We start from the raw sequence: 21,705 nt of genomic DNA on the forward strand, positions 1-21,705 counted from the left end.
GTCTAAGTCAAGTAAACATCCAAAGTCACACCTCGTCGGGACTTAGGTCCTTCGCCTGCTAGGCTGGTTCACATGAGCGACCTGTTGGAACGACTGCGCGGACGCGGTTGGCGCATGACCGCACAGCGGCGCGTCGTGGCCGAGGTCCTCGACGGGGACCACGTACACCTGACCGCGGACGAGGTGCACTCCCGCGCCGTGGACAGGCTCCCCGAGATCTCCCGGGCGACCGTCTACAACACCCTGGGCGAGCTGGTGACCCTCGGCGAGGTCCTCGAGGTGTCGACGGACCGCAGGGCCAAGCGGTACGACCCGAACGCCCACCGCCCCCACCAGCACCTGGTGTGCGCGCAGTGCGGCACGATCCGCGACGTCCACCCCACGGGCAACCCCCTGGCCAGCCTCCCCGACTCGGAACGCTTCGGCTTCACGATCGAGGGCGCGGACGTCACGTACCGGGGCACGTGCCCGAACTGCGCGAAGGCGTAGCACTTCTTACTTGCGTTCACGAAGCCCCCGGAGCCCATGAGGCACCGGGGGCTCGCGTGGTTTGCGGGCAGCCCCCTTCCGGAATCTGACGGTGCGTCATATGGTCAGCGGCGCCCATATCCGCCTGCCCTCCGCAAGGAGAAACACGTGGGAGATCCGCACCCCAAACTAGAAGCCCACGCAGTGACAAGAACGTTCGGCCGCGGCACCAAGGCCGTGGACGCACTGGGTCCAGTGGACCTCACCATCGCCCCCGGCGAATTCACCTGCATCGTCGGCCCCTCCGGCTGCGGAAAATCAACCCTGCTCCGCATAGCCGCAGGCCTCCTGCGGCCGAGCAAAGGGCAGCTGACGATCCGCACCACGGACCCGCGCCCCGCAGCGATGATCTTCCAGGACTACGGCATCTACGACTGGAAGACCGTCCAGGCCAACGTCCGCTTCGGCCTGGAAATCCAGCGCGTACCGCGAAAAGAGGCAAATGCCCGGGCCAGGGACTGGCTGACCCGCCTCGGCCTCGCCGACTTCGCCGACGCCTACCCCGCCACCCTCTCCGGCGGTATGCGCCAGCGCGTGGCCATCGCCCGCGCCCTGGCCGTGGAGCCCGAGATCCTCCTGATGGACGAGCCGTTCGCGGCCCTGGACGCCCAGCTCCGCACGATCCTCCAGGACGAGCTGCTCGCCCTCACCCAGACCACCCGCACCACCACCCTCTTCATCACCCACAGCCTCGAAGAGGCGATCGTGCTCGGCGACCGCGTCCTGGTCATGTCCGCACGGCCGGGCCGCATCATCGCCGAACACCGCCCGCCGTTCCCGAGACCCCGCACCGGCGACGTACGCGCGACCCCCGAATTCACCGCCCTCAAGGGCGAGTTGTGGGACCTGCTGCGCGGCGAGGTGGTCCGCAGGGACGAGGCGGTCCCGGCATGACGACGACCACCTCGCGCAAGACGGCCGGCCCCGAGGCCGGCGTGCTCGTCCGCAGGCCGGGCCCCCAGGAGCTGCACCCCGCCCGCACCCACCGCAGACGCCGCACCCTGGAGATCGGCCTCGCCGTCGCCGTCCCCCTCGCCCTGGTCCTCCTGTGGCAACTGGCCGCCACCCAGGCCTGGATCGACGACCGCGTCTACCCCGCGCCCCAGACCATCCTCGAGGACGGCTGGCAGCGCGCGGCGGACGGCGACCTGTGGCCCGACGTATGGGCCACCCTCAAGCGCGTGCTCGCCGGCTACGCGATCGGCACGGTCACCGGCTATGCCCTCGGCCTCCTCATGGGCTCGCTCTCCCTCGTGCGCGCGGCGCTCGAACCGCTCCTGGACGCGCTGTACGTCGTACCGAAGCTGGCCCTGCTGCCCGTCTTCCTCAACATGTTCGGCCTCGGCGAAGGCCCGCAGATCGCGCTCGTCGCGGCCACCGTCTTCTTCTTCGTCTGGATCTCGACGATGGCGGCGGTACTCGCCGTGCCCTCCGGACACCGCGACGCGGGTCAGGTCTTCGGCGCATCGCCGTGGCAGATGTTCCGCCACGTCCTGCTGCCCGCATCGCTGCCCGCCGTGCTCGTCGGCGCGCGGATCGCGGCGGGCGTCGCGGTCCTGGTGATCGTCGCGTCGGAGCAGATCGCGGCGGCGAACGGCCTCGGCCACCTGATCTTCGACTCCCGGGCGCTGTTCCAGAACGACGTGATGTTCGTCGGCATCGTCTGCGTCGCCGTGCTCGGCGTCGTCTTCTCCGAACTGGTGCGGATCGTCGGCCGGTTGCTCACTCCCTGGGCCCCGCGCGACCGCGGCAGAAGCCAGTCATGAACCATTCGTACGCGTACGGAGGCTCCATGCACACCCGCATCCCCGCCCTCGCGCTGCTCCTCGCGGGCTCGCTGCTCGCCTCGGCGGGCTGCGCGAAGGAGGACGACACCACGGACTCGGCGGCGTCCGCCGAGCCCCGAACCATCAAGGCGGTCGCAGGCTGCGGCAAGGAGAGCTGGACGGATCCGGCCGACCTCTCCAAGGACCGCGCACCCGCCCGCTGCGACAAGGGCGCCCCGGCCCCGCGCCCACTCGCCAAGGAGCGCAGCCTCACCATCGCGACCGGCACGCTGAGCGCCGAGTACGTCGCGCCCCTCCAAATGGCCGTGGAGAAGGGCGAGTTCAAGAAGGAGGGCCTGGACGTCCACCTCAAGGTGCTCCCGACCCCCGAGGCACTCCCGCTCCTGGCCAAGGGGGACATCGACGCCCAGTGGGCCGCCCCCGAGGCCGCCGTCATGAACGGCATCACCAGCGGCTTCACCATCAAGTGGGCGGCCGGGAACTTCTCGCCCGGCCCCGGGTCCAAGAGCGGTCTGTGGGTGAAGCTGAAGAAGGGCGAGAGCGCGGACCACGTCCCGATGGCGGGCCGAAAGCTCGGCACCATGATCGGCAAGGGCTCGGTCATCTCGTACCCCATGGGCAGGACCCTGAAGAAGCACGGCGGCGGCCTCGACAAGATCCAGTTCCAGCAGCTGGGTTCGGCGGACGTCCTGACCGCCCTCCAGAACGGCGGCACCGACTCCGCCTGGCTCCTCGACCCGGTGTGGCGCAAAGTCGACGGCGACAAGCAGTACGCGTTCCTCGGCGGCCAGCCCCAGGGCGAACCGCTCGGCGGTCTGCTGTTCGGCCCCAATCTCCTGACCGAGGACCCTGACGCGGGCGTCGCGCTGCTGCGCGCGTACATCCGGACCGTGAACACGTACTTCGCCGGTGACTACAAGGCCGACCAGGCCTTCGTGACCGAGCTCGCGAAGCTCCTGAAGACCGACGAGGCGGTCCTGAGGTCGACTCCGTCGCTGCGCATGGACTGGGAGATCCGGGCCGGGACGACGGACAGGCTCCAGGCGGCGTACGAGACGGCGGGCGTCGCCGAGGGGGACAAGGTCCCGGAGGAGAAGGCGGTGGACCGCACCTTGTACGAGGAGGCGGTGGGCCACAAGCGGTAGCCGCCCCCGGGCGCACCGGAGGCGGACACACCAGAGGCCGGGAAGCTGATGCTTCCCGGCCTCTGGCCTTTAGTAGCGGGGACAGGATTTGAACCTGCGACCTCTGGGTTATGAGCCCAGCGAGCTACCGAGCTGCTCCACCCCGCGCCGTTGTGTTGTAACCGTACGTCAGAGCCCCCGACCAGCGCAAATCCGTTCGGCGCCCGGCTGTGGGCAGGCGTTCCGCAGGGCTAAGCAGTCAGCTCCTGCTGAAGCGCTTCGCGCAACCGAGCCGCCCGCTCGGAAACCTCGGCGGGCCCAAGCTCCACGGCACGCGAAGCCCACCGCTGCCCCTCGACCAGCTGCCCGCGCCGAGCGTAAAGCAGCGCAAGCCGCAGCGCGGCCCGCCCGTGCCCCGCGTCAGCGGCCCGGGTCCACCACAGCGCGGCCTCGGGCTCACTCCCCTCACGCGCCAGGAGAAGCCCCAGGTTGAACGCGCCGTTCCGGCTCCCGGCATCCGCCGCGAGGCGGTACCACCGCGCCGCCTCCACGACGTCCCCGCGCCCCGCGGCCAGCATCCCGACCCGCACCTGCGCGCGCCGGTGCCCCTGCTCGGCCGCCCGCTCGTACCACTCCTCGCACTCGGTCTTCTCGGCAGCGGGCTCGCCGAGCGCAGGCGGCCCGGCAGGCGGCCTGCGGGCGTCGAGGACGGTGCCGAGGCGGTAGGCGGCCTCCGCGCTGCCGCCGCCCGCCGCGCACCGCAGATGCCGCTCGGCGTCCTGCTCGTCGCCGTCCCGCAGCCGCGCGGTGCCGACCTGGAGCGCGGCCTCGGTGTGCCCGGCCGCGGCCGCACGCTCGTACCAGGGCAGGGCGGAGCCCTCGTCGTCACGGGACGCGTACAGAATCCCGAGGTTGAAGGCCGCGTCCACGCTGCCCGCCTCGGCGGCCTTGGAGAACCACGGCTCGGCGCCCGCCGCGTCGCCGCCCTGGAGCAGCAGCACGGCGAGCGCGTTGGCGGCCTCGCGGTGGCCTGCGTACGCGGCACGCCTGTACCACTGGTCGGCCTGCGCGGTCCGCCCCTGCTCGGCGCAGAGCAGACCGAGGTTGTACGCGCCGTTCACGTCGCCCGCGTCCATGGCCGCGCGGTACCACCGCTCGGCGGTCTGGGTCTCGCCCCGCTCGGCGTGCAGCGCGCCCAGGGCGTTCGCGGCGTTCCCGTCGCCGTCCTGGGCGGCTTTCAGCCACCAGACGGCGGCGCTCTCCTCGTCGCCCGCGTCACGCAGCAGGAAGCCGAGGGCGCAGGCGGCACGCGCCTCCCCGTCCTTCGCGGAGTTCAGGTACCAGCGCCCCGCCTCCTTCAGCTCGCCGCGCTGCTCCAGGATCGCGCCGAGGTGCAGCGCGGCCCGCCGGTGCCCGCGCGCGGCGGCCTGGCGGTACCACTGCTCGGCCTCGGCCTCGGCGGAACGTGCCCCTTTGGCCTTCGCGTCGGCCTTGGCCCTGGCTGCGGCCTTGGTGTCGCCGCGCTCGGCGGTGGCCCGCCGGTCCAGGGCGCGGGCGATGCGGTACGCGGCCTCGCGGTGGCCGCGCTCGGCCGATGCCCGCATCCAGCGCTCGGCGCCGACGTCACCGCGGTGCTCCAGAAGATCGGCGAGGGCGTACGCGCCCAGGGCATGGCCCTGCTCGGCGGACTGCCGCAGCCAGTACTCCGCGGCGGGCTCGTCGCCGCGCTCGCGGTGGTGGCGCCCGAGCGCGTGCGCGGCAGCGGCGGAACCCGCGACGGCGGCGACCCGCCACCATCCGGCCGCCTCGTCGGCGTACCCGCGCTGGTGGAGGAGGACTCCGAGGTTGTTGGCGGCGGCGCGGTCGCCCTCGGCGGTCGCAGCGCGCAGCAGAGACTCGGCCCCGTCAAGATCACCACGGCGCAGCAGAAGACTCCCGAGGACGCTCATCGCGTCGACGTCTCCGGCCTCGGCGGCCAGCCGATGGCGCATCTCCTCGGCGGCCGCCCCGGGATCCTCCCGGTCGGCCGGCTGCACAAACCGCCCTGTCTCCAACAGAGTTGCCTTGTCCCCCATAACGTCCATCGTCGCACCACCTGCAACCTGGGTACACCTGGTATACCGCAGCCAGTGAGGTCACTTCAGCGTTTTGTCGACATGCCCACAGGGAGACAAGTCAAACACAGATTTCCCAACCCCCCCCGGGCGGAGCACGGTTCGCACAGGCCAGCGCACGCCGCCACGGACCCCACCCACACACGACGAAGGCCCGGATCCGATAAGGATCCGGGCCTTCATCTTCTAGTAGCGGGGACAGGATTTGAACCTGCGACCTCTGGGTTATGAGCCCAGCGAGCTACCGAGCTGCTCCACCCCGCGCCGTTGTGTCCAAACCGTACCACGGCGCGGAGGGGGTGTTTCGCAGCTGGTCAGCCGCCCTTCTTGTCGCCGTCCTTGTCGCCGTTCTTGTCCGCGTTCTTGTCGGCCTTCTTGTCCGCCGCGGCCTGGGCGTCCTCGGCCCGCTGGAGGGCGTCCTCCAGCTTCTCCTGGGCTTCGCCGTAGGCCTTCCAGTCGCCGTCCTGCAGGGCCGTCTGCCCGTCCTCGAACGCCGTCTGGGCGTCGTCGAGGGCAGCCTGCACCGTCGGGTCGTTCGTCTTGGGCGGCTCGGTCGGCTCGTCCGTGTCACCGTCGTCGGCCGGTGGCTTGGTGGTCCCCTCGGCACCGAAGACCTGGTTGAGGCCGTCGCTCAGGGAGTCCGCGAACGCGGTCTCCGTGCCGTACGACACCGCCACCTTCTTCAGGAGCGGATACGCCGATTTACGTCCCTGTACGTACACGGGCTCGACGTAGAGGAACCCGTCGTCCAGTGGCACGGTCAGCAGGTTTCCGTAGAGGACGTCGGAGTCGGCGCCCTTCATGTCCCGGACGAAGTTGCCGACCTCCGTCATCGAGTTCAGCTTGTTCTGGACCTGTTCCGGGCCGTCCACGTCGCCCGTGACTCTCAGCAGCTTCATCGTGCCGAAGTTCTTGCTTCTGGCGTCGGCGTCGACCGTCATGAAGGCCCGTAGGTTGGGCCGTCCACTGGGCGTGAACGTCGTCGTCAGCGAGAACTGCTGCTGTGTCTGACCCGGCGTCTTCATGGACAGGTAGTACGGCGGAACCGCGCTGTTGTCCTTCTTCGTCGGGTCGTTGGGCACCTGCCAGGCGTCACTCGCGTTGTAGAACTGGCCGGGGTCCGTGACGTGGTAGAGCGTCAGGAGCTCGCGCTGCACCTTGAACATGTCCTGCGGGTAGCGCAGGTGGTCCATCAGGGCCTTGGGGATCTCGCCCTTGTCCTTGACGGTGTCCGGGAACGCCTTCTTCCAGGTCTTGAGGACCGGGTCCTTCTCGTCCCAGGTGTAGAGCTTGACCTCACCCGTGTACGCGTCGACGGTCGCCTTCACCGAGTTGCGGATGTAGTTGACCCGGTTCTGCTGGGCCACCACCGCGCGGGCGTCGTCGGACTCGGAGAGCGAGTCCGCCGTCGTGTCGCCGAGCGTGGTCCGCGAGGCGTACGGATAGCCGTTGCTCGTCGTGTAGGCGTCGACGACCCACTGGATCTTGCCGTCGACCACCGTCGGATACGTGTCGCCGTCGATGGTCAGCCAGGGAGCCACCGACTCGACGCGCTCCTTGGGCGTGCGGTTGTAGAGGATCCGCGAGCCCTCGCCGATCGCGCCCGAGTACAGCATCTGCGGTTCGCCGAAGGACACGGCGTACGCGGCGCGGTTGATCGGGTTCGAGAGGTTGACCCCGCTGTCGCCCTTGTAGCTGTAGGTCTTCTGACCGCCGCCGTCCTCTTCGTAGTCGAGCTCCTTCTGGGGCCCGCCCACGATCGAGTACTGGGTGGTCTTCTCGCCGTAGTAGATCCGCTGCTCGTACGGGCCGAGGTTGCCCGTGGTGGGCAGGCCGGACTCCGTGAAGTCCGGGGCGCCCTTGGAGCCCTTCTTCGTCTCCGTGCCCTTGGCCGTGACCATGCCGTAGCCGTGGGTGTAGGCGAAGTGGTCGTTGATCCAGTTGCGCTTGTCGAGCTTGTCGAGGCTGAGCTCACGCAGGCCGACGATGGTGTCCTGGCCGTTGTAGCGGTCCACGTCCAGGGTCGTCGGGAAGCGGTAGTACTCGCGCTCCTGCTCGAGCTGCTGGAACGTCGGCGAGACGATGTTCGGGTCGTTCAGCCGGTAGTTGGCGGCCGAGTCCGCGTCGTCGCGCTTCTGCTTGGGGTCCTCGTCGGCCTTGCCCGCGCCCTTGTAGTCCTCGGGCTCCACGCCGCTGATGCCGTACGCGTCGCGCGTCGCCTTGATGTTCTTCTGGATGTACGGCGCTTCCTTGGCCTGCTCGTTCGGCGAGACCTGGAACTTCTGCACGATCGCCGGGTACAGACCGCCGATGAGGATGGCGGAGAGGACCATCAGGCCGAAGCCGATGACCGGCAGCTGCCAGGTGCGACGCCACAGGGTGCCGAAGAAGAGCAGCGCGCAGATGACGGCGATGCAGAACAGGATGGTCTTCGCCGGCAGGTACGCGTTCGCGTCCACGTAGCGAAGGCCCGTCCAGTCACCCGTCGCCTTGAAGTCGCTGGACTTCACCGCGAGGCCGTACCGGTCGAGCCAGTACGCCACGGCCTTGAGCGTCACGAAGACGCCGAGCAGCACCGACAGGTGCCCCGTCGAGGCCGCCGTGGCCCGCGCGCCGGGGCTGGTGATCCGCAGCCCGCCGTACAGGTAGTGGGTGAGGGCCGCGGCGATCAGGGAGAGCACCGTGGCCGCGAAGCCGAAGCCCAGCAGGAAGCGGTACCAGGGAAGGTCGAACGCGAAGAACGACACGTCCAGGTGGAACTGCGGGTCCTTCTGACCGAAGGAGACGCCGTTCACCCACAGCAGCCATGTGCGCCACTGGCCGGCTGCCGACGCTCCCGCGATCAGGCCGACGAGCGTGGCGATGCCGAGCAGCAGCCACTTCTTGTACGGCGCGATGCTCATGCGGTACCGGTCGAGGCTCTGCTGCTCCATCGACATGGCGCTCAGCGGCGGGCGCAGCCGGTGCGCCAGCCAGATGTTGAGTCCGACCGCGGCCGCCATGAGGAGGCCGAAGACGAAGAACAGGCCGATCTTGGTCCACAGTGTCGTCGTGAAGACGGACGAATAGTTGACCGAGCGGTACCAGAGCCAGTCCGTCCAGAACCCCGCGAACATGACGAACACCATGGCCAGAACGGCCAGGATGCCCAGTGTCATGAGCAGGGTCCGGACGCGACGGGACGGTCGGCCCACTCTGATCCGTGGCCCCGTCGGGCCTCCGCCGCGGTCCGGCATCTGGAAAGCCAAGGTGCGCACCTCGAAGTTCGATGTTGATTCTGTTGATCCGTCAGGGTCCTGTGATCGTGGACCCACACCTATGCAACTTACCTACGCTTTACTCGGTTCCCGTTTCTCGGGACTAACGAGGCAGGATTGTGACCATGTCCAACACTCCCATGGCAGCGAGCCCCCTCACCCGTGCCGTGCTCGAGATCGATGAGTACGCGTCCGGCCTCGGCTGGGACCAGCCCGCGCGCCTCTTCGCGCTCGTCGACACGGCGCGACTGCGCACCCAAGAACCCGGCCTCGCCACCCAGCTCGGCCTCGACAACTCCCCCGAGGAGACCGCCCTCACCCCCATCGAGCAGGAGGAGATCCCGGCGGGCAAGCCGCTGGACGAGTTCCTCGGCACCATCGCCTGGCCGGACGCCGTGGCGGGCTGCGCCCTCACGGTGGAGCGCCTGATGCTGCCGCCGTCCGCCGAGACGTCCGTCCCGGAAGGGCTCGGCGAGGCGCAGCTCGCGAAGTGGGTGGCCGAGCACCCCGACCGCCAGGAGGTCCGCATGACGGTCGCGGTGCTCCGTGACGGGGCGCGTGAGTCGGCTCTGCGGCTGCGCGAGAAGGACTCGCCGACCGAGGTCCTCACGGGGTCCGACCTGGTTCCGGGTCTCGCGGAGGCGCTGGCGGCCACGTTCGCCGAGTAGTCACCGCGGCTTCGTCCGCCGAGCAGTCACCGCGGCTTCGGCTTCTTCACGGGGCGCGGGTGGGGTTCGTCCCCGCCCGCGCCCTTCCTTCTGCTCCGGGGCCGCCGCCGCTACTTCGCGGTGCACTGCGGCAGGTCCGCGGTGTCGCCCTTGCGGATGTCTGCGAGGGCGTCGACCGCGTCGTCGATGGTGTTCACCTTGACCAGCGTGAGGCCGTCCGGAACGTCCTTGGCGGCCGTGGCGCAGTTGTCCTTCGGCGTCAGGAAGTACTCGGCGCCCTTGGCCCGCGCGCCGACCGTCTTCATCCCGATGCCGCCGATCGGGCCGACCTTGCCCTTGTCGTCGATCGTGCCGGTGCCGGCCACGAACTTGCCGCCGGTGAGGTCGTCCTGGGTCAGCTTGTCGACGATGCCGAGCGCGAACATCAGTCCGGCGCTGGGGCCGCCGACGTCGGCGAGCTTGATGTCGATGGTGAACGGGAACGTGTGATCGGTGCCCGCCTGGATGCCGACGATCGCCCGGCCGTCCTTGGCCTTCTCCGTGGTGATCTTGACGTCTTCCGTCCGGGTCGGCTCCTTGCCCGCCTTTTCGGCGGCGGCCGCCTCCTTGACGGGGACGACGCTGAAGACGACGTCCTGGCCCGGCTTGTGCTTGGTGACCAGCTTGGCGACGTCCGTCATCTCCTTCACGGGCGTGCCGTCGACCTTCTTGATGACGTCGCCCGCGTGGAGCGTGCCCTCCGCGGGGCTGTCCTTGAAGACGGTGGAGACGACGACCTGGGACTTCACCGGGATGTCCAGTTCCCTCAGGGCCGCGACCTTGGCGCTCTCCTGGGACTGGCTGAACTCCTCGGCGTTCTCCTGGGTCGACTGCTGCTCGGTCTTGCCGTCCGGGTAGAGGGTGTCGTGCGGCACCACGATGTTGTCGTGGGCCAGCCAGCCGTACACGGCCTCGGCGATGTTCATGTTGTAGTCGGCGCTCGTGACCCGGACCGTCGTCATGTTGAGGTGACCGGTCGTCGGGTAGGTCTTGCGGCCGGAGATCTGCAGCACGGGCTCGCCGCCGTGGTCGCCGAGAGTGTTCACCGTGGGACCCGGGGACATCTCCGAGTACGGCACTTTGATGAGCACTCCGGCGCAGAGCAGCGCGATCAGCATGAGGGTGGAGGCGAGCATCGTCGCGGTGCGGCGTGGCATGGAACGACAGTACGGGACCTGCCTGTCAGTGCACCGCTGGGGCCAGTCCGTACGGGGCCCGGCGGGCCTCACGTGCCGGAGTGGGACTTCTCCATCGCCTCGCGGAAGGCCGCGTAGCCGTTGAGCTCGGTGTTGTCACCGGTCTTGCCCGACCTGCGGTTGCGCGCAGCCCAGCCGCCCCACAGTCCCGCACCGACAGCTGCCGCAAGCGGAATCAGCAACCAGGCAAGTGATGCCATGTCGACCTCCCGACCCCTTGAGCGACCGCAACTGACTGATCAGCAGATTAACCATCCGCTGCGTCAACGCTCACGCCAGGGGTCGGGTTACGCAACCGGAGACTCTTGGGCCAACTGGCTTGGCGGAGGAGGCAGGAGATCAGCAGGCGCCGACCCACTCTTCCTTCCCGTCGGCGAACCGCTGGTGCTTCCAGATCGGCACCTCGTGCTTGAGGTCGTCGATCAGCTTGCGGCAGGCGGCGAAGGCCTCCGCGCGGTGCGGGCAGGAGACGGCCACGACGACCGCGAGGTCGCCCACCGCCAGGTCACCGACGCGGTGGACGGCGGCCAGGGCACGCACCGGATATTCGCCGACGACCTTCTCGGCCACCCGGCGCATCTCGGCCTCGGCCGTCGGGTGGGTCGAATAGCCGAGCTCGTCGACGTCCGCACCGCCGTCGTGATTGCGCACGGTCCCCACGAAGAGCGCCGTGCCGCCCGCGGCGTCGTCGCCGACGGCCCGGAAGACCTCGTCCAGGGACAGCGGTGCGTCACGGATCGCCAGAAGCCGGATGGGGTCCTGTGCGGCCTGCTCGCCGGGGTGCTCGTTCGTGGTGCGTGCCATGCGGCCATGGTGCCGCACGGCACGGACATCACGGAATAGCGCTTTCGCCCGGCACGCGCGCGTGCCGCGTTGGAGTTCTCTACAGGTGCACCAGGTGCTCGGCGGATCCCGGGGAACTCAGATCCGGCGGCGCGCCTTCCGGGCGCGCCGCACCACCGCCGCCGCGCCGAGGAGCGCGACCGTCGCACCGGCGGCACCCGCGGCCGTCGCGTCCTTGCGCCCGAGCCTGCGTCCCGCCACGGTCCGGCGCCCGGCGACCTCCTCGAGCAGCTCCGCGAGGACCTCCTCGTTGGTCCACTGCGGCCGCCATCCCGCATCGTGCAGCCTGCTGACGCTGACCACCCATGGGTACATCGTGTACGCGAGGTCACCGGCCGGGGACGGAGTGAGACCGATCCGGTGCAGCCGGGCCGCCGCACCGAGGGCCACCGTGGAGGGCAGCTCCATGCGGCGGATCTCGCTGAGCTCCTCGACCTCTTCCTGCTCCAGCCATCCGTCGCAGCCGACGGCCAGCTCCCCGTCGACCTTCTCCAGGACGGCGTACTCCAGGGCGCTGCACAGGTCCTCGACGTGGCAGAACTGCCAGGCCGGGCGCGAGCCCGCCACCACGAGCAGCCTGGGCGACTCGAAGTACCGCGTGAGCGCGGTGTCCGTGCCGCCCACCAGGACCGCGGGCCGCACCACGGTGACGTTCAGGCCCGGGTGCGCACGGGGCGCGCGCCGGGCGAGCCGCTCGACCTCCAGGAGGTCACCGACGCCGGTCGCCTCCGCGGTGGCGCGCAGTTCGGAGTCTTCGGAGAGGGGCAGTTCGTTGTCGGACAGCGCTCCGTAGACCATCGCCGACGTGCAGAGCACGACGCGGTGGACACCGGCCGCCGCGGCGGCCGTAAGGACGGTCTGCGTCCCGCGCACGTTGTACGCCGTACGGGCAGCGGCGTCGGTCTCCAGGTCGAGATCGAGCGCGAGGTGGACCACGACGTCCGCGCCCCGCAGCTTCTCGGCGATGGCCGGATCCCTGACGTCCAGGATGTGCCACTGGGCCTGGGCGCACTCGCCCCGCCGCTCGTCGATGGCAACGACCTGCTTGATCTCCTCGGACGCGGCCAGGCGCTCGGTCAGCAGCGCGCCCACGCCGGACGCGGCGCCGGTGACGGCGACCACGGGCCCGCGTACGGGGGCCGGGGTAGAAAGGTTTCGCGCTGCGCGAACCTGTGGATCTGGGGAACTCACCGGGCGTCTCCAGCGGTTGTCTTCAGTAGATACGCGAATGACGCGTACGTACCAGGTGGCATCCATCCTGCCGCAGGCCATGAGTCGGCGGAGCACTGAGGCCCTATCCCGTCACGGTGTCTACGCTGGGTGGTGTTGTAGGGCAGCCGCCGCCGGAACAGTACCGGCGGCCTGACGAGCCGAGGAATCCCGTGAGTGACACCCCATTCGGATTCGGCCTTCCGCCGGAGGAGCCGGAGAACGGCGACGAGGGCAAGAAGAAGGACAGCCCCGGAGGGGGACAGGGTGCAGGTGGTGGCCCTGGGAACCCGTTCGGCTTCGGCGGCCTGCCCGGCGCGGGCGGTCCCGGCGGCCAGGGCGGTGACAATCCGTTCGCCGCGATGTTCGGCTCGATGAACCCGAACGACCTGGGCGCCGCGTTCCAGCAGCTCGGCCAGATGCTCTCGTACGAGGGCGGCCCGGTGAACTGGGACATGGCCAAGGACATCGCCCGCCAGACCGTCTCCCAGGGCACGCCCGACGGCACCAAGGACGCGAGCGTCGGTCCCACGGAGCGCGGCGCGGTCGAGGAGGCCATCCGCCTGGCCGACCTGTGGCTCGACGACGCGACGTCCCTGCCCTCCGGCTCGGGCGTGGCCGTGGCCTGGAGCCGCGCCGAGTGGGTCGAGGCGACCCTTCCGGTGTGGAAGGAGCTGGTCGACCCGGTCGCCGAGCGCGTCGGCCTCGCCATGGGTGACGTGCTGCCCGAGGAGATGCAGGCCATGGCAGGCCCGCTGATCGGGATGATGCGCTCCATGGGCGGCGCCATGTTCGGCCAGCAGATCGGCCAGGCCGTGGGCGTGCTCGCGGGCGAGGTCGTCGGCTCCACGGACATCGGCCTGCCGCTCGGCCCGGCCGGCAAGGCCGCCCTGCTCCCGGTGAACGTCGAGGCCTTCGGCAAGGACCTGGGCGTCCCGCAGGAGGAGGTCCGGCTCTACCTCGCGCTGCGCGAGGCCGCCCACCAGCGGCTCTTCGCCCACGTGCCGTGGCTGCGCTCGCATCTGTTCGGCGCGGTCGAGGGGTACGCCCGCGGCATCAAGGTCGACACGGCCAAGCTGGAGGACGTGGTCGGCCAGCTCGACCCGCAGAATCCCGAGCAGCTGCAGGAGGCGCTCCAGCAGGGCATGTTCCAGCCGGAGGACACTCCCGCGCAGAAGGCCGCCCTGGCCCGCCTGGAGACGGCTCTCGCGCTCGTCGAGGGCTGGGTGGACGCGGTCGTGCACGCGGCGGCCAAGCCCCGCCTGTCGTCCGCCGACGCCCTCCGCGAGACGCTGCGCCGCCGCCGCGCGACGGGCGGTCCCGCCGAGCAGACCTTCGCCACGCTCATCGGCCTCGAGCTGCGCCCGCGCAGGCTGCGGGACGCCTCGCGCCTGTGGGCCTCGCTCACGGACGCGCGGGGTGTGGACGGACGTGACGGCCTGTGGGCGCACCCGGACATGCTGCCGACGGCATCGGACCTGGACGACCCGGACGGCTTCGTGCACCACGAGCCGGTGGACTTCTCCGAGCTGGACAAGATGCTCGGCGAGGCGGCGGGCGGTTCCGCCAAGCCGGACCTCAAGAAGGACACCGAAAGCGACGGCGACACCAAGGGCGACGACAAGGGCGACAGCGACAAGGGCGACAGCGACAAGTGAGCCTTCACGACGACGCGGTCCTCGTACTGAAGGGCTACGAGGACGAGACCCAGGAAGAGCTGCGCCAGTACTACCTGGACCATCTCGCCGCCCACCCCGATGACGGCATGTGGAAGGCCTGCACGGTCGGCCATGTGACGGCCAGCGCGCTGGTCATCGACCCCGCGCGCGAGCGCGTGCTCCTGACCCTGCACAAGAAGCTGCGGATGTGGCTTCAGATGGGCGGCCACTGCGAGCCCGGTGACCCGACACTGGCCGCGGCCGCGCTGCGTGAGGCCACCGAGGAGTCCGGCGTGCCGGGCCTGACGCTCCTCCCGGGCGGCCCCGTCCGCCTGGACCGGCACCCGATCCCGGGGCCCTGCACGCAGCACCTCGACGTGCAGTACGCGGCACTGACCCCGCAGGACGCCGTCGAGGCGATCAGCGACGAGTCACTGGACCTGCGCTGGTTCGCGTACGACGAGGTCGCGGGGGTGGCCGACGAGTCGGTGGTCCGCCTACTGGAAGCGACAAGGGCGCGGCTTTAAGAGGCGCCCCAGGGGCGCCCCAAAAGGGGCGCGGGGAACTGCGCGACCGGCCACGACCGGCCCGCAGATTTCCCGCGCCCCTTTTGGGTTCCATCCCGCCCGGAGAGGGCTCAGCTCCAGACGTTGCCCTGGTTCTGCCCCCGAGCGCCCTGCTGGCCCATGCCGTACTGAGCCCTGGCGCCCTGCCCGACGACCGCGTTCTGCGGCGGCAGCAACTCGCTCGGCTGGACGAGGGCGTAGCCCTGGCCCATGAAACTGAGCTCCCAGCCCTCACCGGTGTTGCCGCGGCGCCGCCACACGCCCGACGAGTGCGTCTGGGCCTGCATCTGCACCCGCAGGCCGTTGGACCAGGCGACGATCGCGTCGGCGTCGGCGTTCACGTACTGGTCGGGCGTGACCTGAAGCATCAGCGGCTGGCCCGACGTCATCAGGGCGACCTTGCCGCGACCCGTGATGTTGAGCTGGTACTTGCCGGACCCGGAGATGCCGTACTGGCTGTCGACGGCGATGACCTGATGGGTCAGCGACGAGTCGAGCGCGAGGACATAGCTGCTGTCCACGGTCAGACCGTCCCGGTCCACATCCACTACGTGGATGTACTGGGCGAGGTTGGCGAGATAGACCGTGCCCTGGCCGTGGCAGCGCATCAGGTCGAGGCCTTCGCCGGTGTGCGCGCGGGCCCGCTGGTTGCCCTGGCTCTGGTACTCCGCGTCGAACTCCATCAGACCCTGGTAGGCGACCATGGCTCCCTTGCGGGCCAGGATGTCGTCGTGGCCCTCGAGGGCGACCCGCAGCAGCTGCGGGTTCTGGACGGTGTAGCGCTCCTGAGTCTGCTGCTCGGTGTGCGCGAAAAGTGGGCTCTGCATGGTGTGTTGCTCCCCCTCAGCCCCGAGCTCGGAGACGGTCGGTGCTGTCCTCGCTGGGCTGCACGACGACGATGCCCTCCCCGGAGAAGCCCATCTGGTAGGCCTCACCGCTGCCGCGCCCGATGAGCGAACCGGCCTTGAAGCTGCGCTTGCCCTTGACCTTGAGGTTCGGGGACCAGGCGATCAGGGCGTCGGGGTCGACGTACGTCTCGTCCTCGCCGCGGCCGCAGTCGACGACGATCGGGGTGCCGCGGGAGGTCAGCGCCACCCAGCCCTGGCCGGAGATCTTGATGTTCCACAGGCCCTGCCCGGCGAACTTGGCCATCCCCTTGACCCGCTCGACGCCCCACTGGAGGGACGTGTCGAAGGCGAGGAGGTTCGTGCCGTTCACCGAGAGCGAGTCGCCCGCCAGGTTGATGACGACGACATCGGCTCCGTAGTCGGCGAGATAGAGCAGGCCGTCTCCGGAGCACTTCATCAGAGGTGCGCCCTCGCCGGTCATCCACTCCTTGGCGATCTGGCGGACCGCGGGGGGATTGGGCTCGTACGTGACGAACCCTTCGTAGGCGACCATCGACCCCACGCGCGCGAGGAGGTCGTTTCCGCTCTGCATGGCCACCTTGAGCATGTGGTTGCCATGGTTCTCCATACGGGCGGCGACTGGCGCCGGGGCAAAGCCCGCGAGTTGCTGATTCATGACGGGCTCCCTCAGACCTCGTACGGCTGGACGATGATGAAGTTGCCGGGAGCGCCCCGGAACTGGAGGTTCACGCTCTCCCCCGTGGAGCCCGCGTACGCGTTGCTGCGCACCCGCACCTGGCTGGAGACGATCGCCTGGGCCGCCGCCGACCAGGCGACGACGGACTGGCAGTCGGCGAACGTCGTCGGCGTGACGGGCAGGACGACGGGCACACCGTGCGTCTTGACGATGACCGTGCCGCTGCCCTGGAACTGCATCACGAACAGCGCGCCACCGGGGATGCCGTGCCCCTCGATCCTGCGCACCTCGTGCTGGAGCGTCTCGTCGAACGCGAGGACGTTCTCCGCGGAGACACAGATCGCGTCACCCTGGAGCTCGATCGGGTGCAGATGCGTGGCTTCCTCGGCGAGGAAGACCTGGCCACGGCCGGAGCAGCGCATCAGCTGCATCTCCTGGCCGGTCGCGTTGCCCACGACGCGGCCCGCGAAGCCCGCGCCCTTGTAGCTGAACTCGACCTTGCCCTGGTAGAGCACCATGCTGCCCTGCCGGGCGAGCACGGCCTGCTCACTGACGCCGAGGTCGACGCGGACCATCTTCTCGTTCTGCTGCGTCCAGCGCTGCCCGGTGGGGGCCTCGCGGTACGCGGCGAGGGCCGCGGCCACACCGCCGCCCTGCGGGGCACCCTGGGGGACGCCGGCTCCGTACGGGGACGGGGCGGCGGGCTGACCGGGGAACTGGCCGGGGGGCTGCTGGCCGTAGCCGGGCGGCGGGGGCGCCGACTGGCCGGGGACCTGGCCGAACTGCGGCTGCTGCGGCGGCGGCTGCTGGCCGGGCTGTCCCGGCTGTCCGTACGGCGCGGGGGCCGGCGGGGGCGGCATCGTGCCGCCCTGCGGCTGGTTCATCGGCGCCACGATGGTCTGCGCCGCGTGCACCGACGGATCCGCGGGAGCCGGGGCGGGCGGCGGAGTGGCACCCTGCGGCGGCGCGAAATGCTGGGCCGGAGCAGGGGCGGGCGCGGGGGCCGGAGCGGGCGCGGGGGCCGGTGCCGGGGTCTGCGCGGGTGCCGCGGGGGCGCCGAACGCGGGCGGCGCGGCAGCCTGTCCGGGCGGGGCGAAGGACGGGGCGCCGGTGGCCTGCGGTGCCTGCGGCGCGGGCTCCTCCTCGGCGACCTCGCCGCCGAAGTTCTTCAGGAGCGCGTCGAGACCGCCGTCGAAGCCCTGACCGATCGCGGCGAACCGCCAGACGTCCTTCAGATAGAAGTCGCCCAGCATCACGGCACGTTCCGTGGAGAACTCCGCGCCGTTGAAGGAGTAGCGGGCCACTTCCTCGCCGCCCGCGACGATCCGGATGTAGCCGGGTGCGACCTGCGACATCTGCCCGGCGCCGTCGATCGTCGCGGTGAACGACAGCTTCTTGATCTGGGGCGGGATCCGGTCGAGCGTGACCCGGAAGGACTCCGTGTCGCCGGCCTGCGCGCCCAGGAGCTGGATGGACTCCTCGGGCGACTTCGGCTGGTTGAAGAAGATGAAGTAACTGTCGTCCGAGAGGCGCTCGTCCGCGTCCAGGCCGAAGCAGCTGATGTCGAAGCTCAGTCCGGGGGCGGAGATCTGCACGCCTACGTACAGATCGGTGCCCGCGGTGAGGTCACTGATCTTGGCCTTGTGGCCGCGTTGGAATTCCCTGGCCATACGTAACGACCGTCCCCCATCCCGAATGTAAATGCGTCGCGTCAGGCTAACCGGAAAGTCCGACAACGAACCAAGCCGGTACAGACCCGGTACACAACCTCCCGACGCGGCGGAAGTTCACTCGTCGCGGGCCGCGGGCAGATGGGGCAGCCGGTCGGCCGCGACCACACCTTCGAGGTACCCACGAGCCCTCTCCGTCCGGGGGTACGCCTCGAGGAGCTGCCAGAAATTGGGCCCGTGCCCGGGGACGAGGAGGTGCGCGAGCTCGTGGACGAGGACGTAGTCGACGACGTACTCGGGCATGCCCTGCAGCCGGTGCGAAAGGCGGATGCTGCCCTCCGACGGGGTGCACGAGCCCCACCGGGTGTTCTGGTTCGTGACCCAGCGAACGGACGTGGGCCTGGCCCGGCCGTCGAAGTACTGCTCGGAGAGACGCTCGGCGCGTTCGGAGAGTTCCGCGTCGCCAAGGACCCGCTTGCTCTCCTGGGCCGCGAGCTTGTCGAGCATGACGTTGACCCAGCGCTGTTCCTCGGCCTCGGACATGCGGGCGGGGATGAGCACGACGGTGCGATCGCCCTCTCGGTACGCGGAGACCGTTCTGCGCCGGCGGGCGCTCCGTCTGACCTCGACCGCGCTCGCCCCCGAGCCGGGTGACGGCGGGCTGGTCGTGCTGCGCTGTGGGTTTCCGGCGCGGTGCAGTGGGTCGGCGGGCACGCCCCGACGTTACCCGCTGGGTGTGGGGGAAGTCCCGCCTCCGGGACGGTTCGGCGGGGTATCGCTCCCCGTGCGATCGATTAGTACGACGAATACCCCCTGCCTGTGGACAACGCTCGGCGGCTGTCGGCCGGGGCGGGCATTCTGGCTGTCGACCGGCGATGCGGGCGGGGACCGACAGTGCCGGATGACCACGGGGGACGACCATGCATCCGATCTTGAAACCGGCGCTGCGGCGCGGCTGGCGCGATCTGAACACGATCCAGTTCGGCGTGGCGCCCGCGCACGCCCTGGTGCTCGGGCCGGTGGACACGGCGACGGGCAGCTTTCTCCAGCTCCTGGACGGGACACGCGGGCTGCCGCTCCTGCGTGACGAGGGCAAGCGGATGGGCCTGCCCGACGGTCACGTGGACCGGCTGGTGCGACGGCTGTCCAGGGCCGGGCTCCTGGACGACGCGACAGGCGGCGGCGCGGCGGCCGACGCCCTGCGCAAGCGGGCCAAGGCCATGGACCGGCTGCGCCCGGATCTGGCCTCCCTGTCCGTCGTGACTCCCGGGCCGGGCGACGGGATGAGGAGACTGGCGGCGCGCCGCGCGATGCGGGTCCAGGTGCGGGGAGCGGGCCGGGTGGGGGCGGTGGTGGCCTCGGTCCTGTCCGGGGCGGGCGTGGGGCAGGTCGATGTGATGGAGGGCGGAGTCGTCGAGCCCTGGGACGTGGCGCCGGGCGGTCTGCCCGCCGATGCGGTCGGCGACCGCAGGGACGCGGCGGCGCGGCGGGTCGTGCGGCAATCGGCTCCGGACCGGCCGCCTCGTCGGGGCCGGAGGGAAGCGGGGGCACAGGGGGAAGCGGAGCCGGGCCTCTCCCTCGTGATCATCGCCCCGCGGGACGGGCTTGACGCCCACGTCCCCGACCCGGTCGCCGCCGAGCCGCTCGTCTCTTCGGGGACACCTCATCTCTATGCGGGCGTGATCGAAGGAACCGGCGTGGTGGGGCCGCTCGTCCTCCCGGGGGTGACAGCCTGCGCGGGCTGTCTGGCGCTTGACCGCGCGGACCGGGATCCCACCTGGCCGCGCATGCTGGCGCAGTGGCGTTCGGGACGCGCGCGCCATGTGACGGCATGCGATCTGGCTCTGTCGACCACGGTCGCCGGCCTTGCCGCCGCGCATGCCCTGGCTTTCCTGGACGGGGCGGCACCGGCGAGCGCGGGGGTCCGCTGGGAGGCGTCCGTGCCGGGATTCGACTGGCATGCGCGGCCGGTGCCACCGCATCTCACGTGCCCATGCGGGGCGGGTGTGATGGATAACAGGGAACACCCCGCCGGGGACGAGGAGCCGCACGACACAATGGCCGGGTAACCGCCTGACAAGGCGCGGCTGTCTGGGATTTGGAGGGGCGCATGTCTGATCTTCCCCGGAAGGCGGTAACCCGTACCGCCAAGCTGGCCGCGCTGCCACTCGGCTTCGCCGGGCGGGCGACCTGGGGGCTCGGCAAGCGGATCGGGGGCAAGTCGGCGGAGATCGTCGGCCGTGAGCTGCAACAGCGCACGGCGGAGCAGCTGTTCAAGGTGCTCGGCGAGCTCAAGGGCGGAGCCATGAAGTTCGGCCAGGCGCTGTCGGTCTTCGAGTCGGCTCTGCCCGAGGAGGTCGCGGGTCCCTATCGCGCCGCGCTGACAAAGCTGCAGGAAGCGGCGCCGCCGATGCCGACGCGCACCGTGCACGCCGTGCTCGCGGAGCGGCTCGGGGAGGACTGGCGCGAGCTGTTCCTGGAGTTCGAGGACAAGCCGGCCGCCGCCGCGTCGATCGGGCAGGTCCACCGGGCGGTGTGGCAGGACGGGCGCGAGGTCGCCGTCAAGGTGCAGTATCCGGGGGCGGGCGAGGCACTGCTCTCCGACTTGAACCAACTCAGCCGGTTCGCCCGGCTCCTGGGACCGCTGATCCCGGGGATGGACATCAAGCCGCTCATCGCGGAGCTGCGCGACCGGGTCTCCGAGGAGCTCGACTACAGCCTGGAGGCCCAGGCGCAGCACGCGCACGCCGAGGAGTTCGCGGACGACCCGGATGTCGTGGTGCCCGATGTGGTGCACCAGTGCGAGCAGGTCCTGGTGACCGAGTGGATCGACGGGGTGCCGCTGTCGGACGTGATCGCGGACGGCACGCAGGAGCAGCGGGACCGGGCGGGACAGCTCCTCGCCCGTTTCCTCTTCTCGGGTCCGGCACGCACCGGGCTGCTGCACGCCGACCCGCATCCGGGCAACTTCCGTCTGCTGCCCGACGAGAAGGACGGCTGGCGGCTCGGGGTCCTCGACTTCGGCACGGTGGACCGGTTGCCCGGCGGGCTGCCCCCGACCATCGGGCGCTCCCTGCGGATGACGCTCGACGGCGAGGCCGACGCGGTCTACGAGATGTTGCGCGAGGAGGACTTCGTCCAGGAGTCCGTCGAGCTCGAACCGGACGCGGTCCTCGACTATCTGCTGCCGATCATCGAACCCATGCTGGTGGAGGAGTTCACCTTCACCCGGGGCTGGATGCGCGGCCAGGCGGCTCGGGTGGCCGATCCCCGCTCCCCCGCCTATCAGTTGGGCAAGCGGCTGAACCTCCCGCCGTCGTATCTGCTGATACACCGTGTGACGTTGAGCACGATCGGGGTGCTCTGTCAGCTGGGGGCGACGGTGCGGATGCGGGAGGAGCTCGAGGAGTGGCTGCCGGGCTTCATGGAGGAGGGGCTTGAGGAGCTGGAGTCCGAGGAGCTGGAGGCGGACGATCCCGCGGCCGGGGCCTGACGCCGCGG

The 21,705-nt window shown here is 70.4% G+C and carries 19 protein-coding genes and 2 tRNA genes; 9 read left to right on the plus strand and 12 right to left on the minus strand.

The features are described 5' to 3' along the window. Positions 1-72: 72 nt before the first annotated feature. The 4 genes from ABZ833_RS25230 to ABZ833_RS25245 all read left to right on the plus strand — a co-directional run bounded on the left by ABZ833_RS25230 (position 73) and on the right by ABZ833_RS25245 (position 3,460). Positions 73-489 carry a Fur family transcriptional regulator gene (locus ABZ833_RS25230; RefSeq protein ID WP_361050347.1) on the plus strand — a complete coding sequence of 139 codons (417 nt, stop codon included), beginning with the start codon at positions 73-75 and terminating at the stop codon, positions 487-489. A 147-nt stretch (positions 490-636) separates the two neighbouring features. Continuing rightward, complete coding sequence (locus ABZ833_RS25235; RefSeq protein WP_361050350.1) at positions 637-1,422, plus strand: ABC transporter ATP-binding protein; 786 nt, start codon at positions 637-639, stop codon at positions 1,420-1,422. Further along, positions 1,419-2,294 (plus strand): ABC transporter permease, encoded by an 876-nt coding sequence (locus ABZ833_RS25240; RefSeq protein ID WP_361050352.1) that lies wholly within the window; start codon positions 1,419-1,421, stop codon positions 2,292-2,294. Before ABZ833_RS25235 ends, ABZ833_RS25240 begins: the two co-directional genes overlap by 4 nt. Before the next feature lie 26 nt (positions 2,295-2,320). Further along, positions 2,321-3,460: an ABC transporter substrate-binding protein gene (locus tag ABZ833_RS25245; protein WP_361050828.1), complete on the plus strand. Its 1,140-nt coding sequence runs from the start codon at positions 2,321-2,323 to the stop codon at positions 3,458-3,460. Positions 3,461-3,533: 73 nt separating this feature from the next. Here the strand turns inward: ABZ833_RS25245 and ABZ833_RS25250 are convergent. The 4 genes from ABZ833_RS25250 to ABZ833_RS25265 form a co-directional block, all read right to left on the minus strand. Then, positions 3,534-3,607, minus strand: a tRNA-Met gene (locus tag ABZ833_RS25250). An 83-nt stretch (positions 3,608-3,690) separates the two neighbouring features. After that, on the minus strand, positions 3,691-5,523 hold the full coding sequence (locus ABZ833_RS25255; protein ID WP_361050355.1) for a tetratricopeptide repeat protein: 1,833 nt from the start codon (positions 5,521-5,523) through the stop codon (positions 3,691-3,693). Between the two features lie 220 nt (positions 5,524-5,743). Further along, positions 5,744-5,817, minus strand: a tRNA-Met gene (locus ABZ833_RS25260). 50 nt (positions 5,818-5,867) lie between these two features. Further along, on the minus strand, positions 5,868-8,789 hold the full coding sequence (locus ABZ833_RS25265; RefSeq protein WP_361050831.1) for a UPF0182 family protein: 2,922 nt from the start codon (positions 8,787-8,789) through the stop codon (positions 5,868-5,870). A gap of 146 nt (positions 8,790-8,935) precedes the next feature. On the opposite strand from ABZ833_RS25265, the gene ABZ833_RS25270 reads away from it, so the two are divergent. After that, the gene (locus ABZ833_RS25270; protein ID WP_361050358.1) at positions 8,936-9,478 is read left to right on the plus strand and encodes a PPA1309 family protein; all 543 of its coding nucleotides are present in this window, start codon (positions 8,936-8,938) and stop codon (positions 9,476-9,478) included. A gap of 110 nt (positions 9,479-9,588) precedes the next feature. Here ABZ833_RS25270 and ABZ833_RS25275 read toward each other — a convergent pair whose 3' ends face one another. The 4 genes from ABZ833_RS25275 to ABZ833_RS25290 all read right to left on the minus strand — a co-directional run bounded on the left by ABZ833_RS25275 (position 9,589) and on the right by ABZ833_RS25290 (position 12,747). Next, positions 9,589-10,674 (minus strand): PDZ domain-containing protein, encoded by a 1,086-nt coding sequence (locus tag ABZ833_RS25275; RefSeq protein WP_361050361.1) that lies wholly within the window; start codon positions 10,672-10,674, stop codon positions 9,589-9,591. A gap of 68 nt (positions 10,675-10,742) precedes the next feature. Continuing rightward, complete coding sequence (locus tag ABZ833_RS25280) at positions 10,743-10,913, minus strand: hypothetical protein (RefSeq protein WP_361050364.1); 171 nt, start codon at positions 10,911-10,913, stop codon at positions 10,743-10,745. Between the two features lie 139 nt (positions 10,914-11,052). Further along, on the minus strand, positions 11,053-11,517 hold the full coding sequence (locus tag ABZ833_RS25285) for a molybdenum cofactor biosynthesis protein MoaE (RefSeq protein WP_249587869.1): 465 nt from the start codon (positions 11,515-11,517) through the stop codon (positions 11,053-11,055). 117 nt (positions 11,518-11,634) lie between these two features. Then, positions 11,635-12,747, minus strand: coding sequence for an NAD-dependent epimerase/dehydratase family protein (locus ABZ833_RS25290; RefSeq protein ID WP_361050367.1), 1,113 nt, complete (start codon positions 12,745-12,747; stop codon positions 11,635-11,637). 191 nt (positions 12,748-12,938) lie between these two features. Here ABZ833_RS25290 and ABZ833_RS25295 point away from each other — a divergent pair, with 191 nt between their 5' ends. After that, positions 12,939-14,423: a zinc-dependent metalloprotease gene (locus ABZ833_RS25295; protein WP_361050370.1), complete on the plus strand. Its 1,485-nt coding sequence runs from the start codon at positions 12,939-12,941 to the stop codon at positions 14,421-14,423. Further along, positions 14,420-14,950, plus strand: a complete 531-nt coding sequence (locus tag ABZ833_RS25300) for an NUDIX hydrolase (protein WP_361050373.1) — start codon at positions 14,420-14,422, stop codon at positions 14,948-14,950. The genes ABZ833_RS25295 and ABZ833_RS25300 overlap by 4 nt, the downstream gene beginning before the upstream one ends. A 110-nt stretch (positions 14,951-15,060) precedes the next feature. On the opposite strand, the gene ABZ833_RS25305 is transcribed toward ABZ833_RS25300, so the two are convergent. The 4 genes from ABZ833_RS25305 to ABZ833_RS25320 form a co-directional block, all read right to left on the minus strand. Continuing rightward, positions 15,061-15,816 carry an AIM24 family protein gene (locus ABZ833_RS25305; protein WP_361050376.1) on the minus strand — a complete coding sequence of 252 codons (756 nt, stop codon included), beginning with the start codon at positions 15,814-15,816 and terminating at the stop codon, positions 15,061-15,063. A 16-nt stretch (positions 15,817-15,832) separates the two neighbouring features. Beyond that, the gene (locus tag ABZ833_RS25310) at positions 15,833-16,513 is read right to left on the minus strand and encodes an AIM24 family protein (RefSeq protein ID WP_249587874.1); all 681 of its coding nucleotides are present in this window, start codon (positions 16,511-16,513) and stop codon (positions 15,833-15,835) included. 11 nt (positions 16,514-16,524) lie between these two features. Beyond that, entirely contained in the window at positions 16,525-18,204 is a 1,680-nt protein-coding gene (locus tag ABZ833_RS25315) for a TerD family protein (RefSeq protein ID WP_361050379.1), read from the minus strand. A gap of 117 nt (positions 18,205-18,321) precedes the next feature. After that, on the minus strand, positions 18,322-18,918 hold the full coding sequence (locus ABZ833_RS25320; RefSeq protein ID WP_249587876.1) for a M48 family metallopeptidase: 597 nt from the start codon (positions 18,916-18,918) through the stop codon (positions 18,322-18,324). A gap of 206 nt (positions 18,919-19,124) precedes the next feature. On the opposite strand from ABZ833_RS25320, the gene ABZ833_RS25325 reads away from it, so the two are divergent. Further along, the gene (locus ABZ833_RS25325; RefSeq protein ID WP_361050382.1) at positions 19,125-20,273 is read left to right on the plus strand and encodes a ThiF family adenylyltransferase; all 1,149 of its coding nucleotides are present in this window, start codon (positions 19,125-19,127) and stop codon (positions 20,271-20,273) included. Between the two features lie 41 nt (positions 20,274-20,314). Beyond that, positions 20,315-21,697, plus strand: a complete 1,383-nt coding sequence (locus ABZ833_RS25330) for an AarF/ABC1/UbiB kinase family protein (protein WP_361050385.1) — start codon at positions 20,315-20,317, stop codon at positions 21,695-21,697. The last annotated feature ends 8 nt before the right edge of the window (positions 21,698-21,705 follow it).

It is taken from the genome of Streptomyces sp. NPDC047525 (assembly GCF_040643025.1).
GTDB lineage: Bacteria > Actinomycetota > Actinomycetes > Streptomycetales > Streptomycetaceae > Streptomyces > Streptomyces durmitorensis.

Bases quoted from the DNA above. Each gene is read 5' to 3' on its own strand.
- ABZ833_RS25230 (WP_361050347.1), top strand. From the start codon at position 73: ATGAGCGACCTGTTGGAACGACTGCGCGGACGCGGTTGGCGCATGACC.
- ABZ833_RS25325 (WP_361050382.1), top strand. From the start codon at position 19,125: ATGCATCCGATCTTGAAACCGGCGCTGCGGCGCGGCTGGCGCGATCTG.
- ABZ833_RS25265 (WP_361050831.1), bottom strand. From the start codon at position 8,789: ATGCCGGACCGCGGCGGAGGCCCGACGGGGCCACGGATCAGAGTGGGC.
- ABZ833_RS25330 (WP_361050385.1), top strand. From the start codon at position 20,315: ATGTCTGATCTTCCCCGGAAGGCGGTAACCCGTACCGCCAAGCTGGCC.
- ABZ833_RS25255 (WP_361050355.1), bottom strand. From the start codon at position 5,523: ATGGACGTTATGGGGGACAAGGCAACTCTGTTGGAGACAGGGCGGTTT.
- ABZ833_RS25275 (WP_361050361.1), bottom strand. From the start codon at position 10,674: ATGCCACGCCGCACCGCGACGATGCTCGCCTCCACCCTCATGCTGATC.
- ABZ833_RS25310 (WP_249587874.1), bottom strand. From the start codon at position 16,513: ATGAATCAGCAACTCGCGGGCTTTGCCCCGGCGCCAGTCGCCGCCCGT.
- ABZ833_RS25270 (WP_361050358.1), top strand. From the start codon at position 8,936: ATGTCCAACACTCCCATGGCAGCGAGCCCCCTCACCCGTGCCGTGCTC.
- ABZ833_RS25305 (WP_361050376.1), bottom strand. From the start codon at position 15,816: ATGCAGAGCCCACTTTTCGCGCACACCGAGCAGCAGACTCAGGAGCGC.
- ABZ833_RS25315 (WP_361050379.1), bottom strand. From the start codon at position 18,204: ATGGCCAGGGAATTCCAACGCGGCCACAAGGCCAAGATCAGTGACCTC.
- ABZ833_RS25280 (WP_361050364.1), bottom strand. From the start codon at position 10,913: ATGGCATCACTTGCCTGGTTGCTGATTCCGCTTGCGGCAGCTGTCGGT.
- ABZ833_RS25285 (WP_249587869.1), bottom strand. From the start codon at position 11,517: ATGGCACGCACCACGAACGAGCACCCCGGCGAGCAGGCCGCACAGGAC.
- ABZ833_RS25240 (WP_361050352.1), top strand. From the start codon at position 1,419: ATGACGACGACCACCTCGCGCAAGACGGCCGGCCCCGAGGCCGGCGTG.
- ABZ833_RS25245 (WP_361050828.1), top strand. From the start codon at position 2,321: ATGCACACCCGCATCCCCGCCCTCGCGCTGCTCCTCGCGGGCTCGCTG.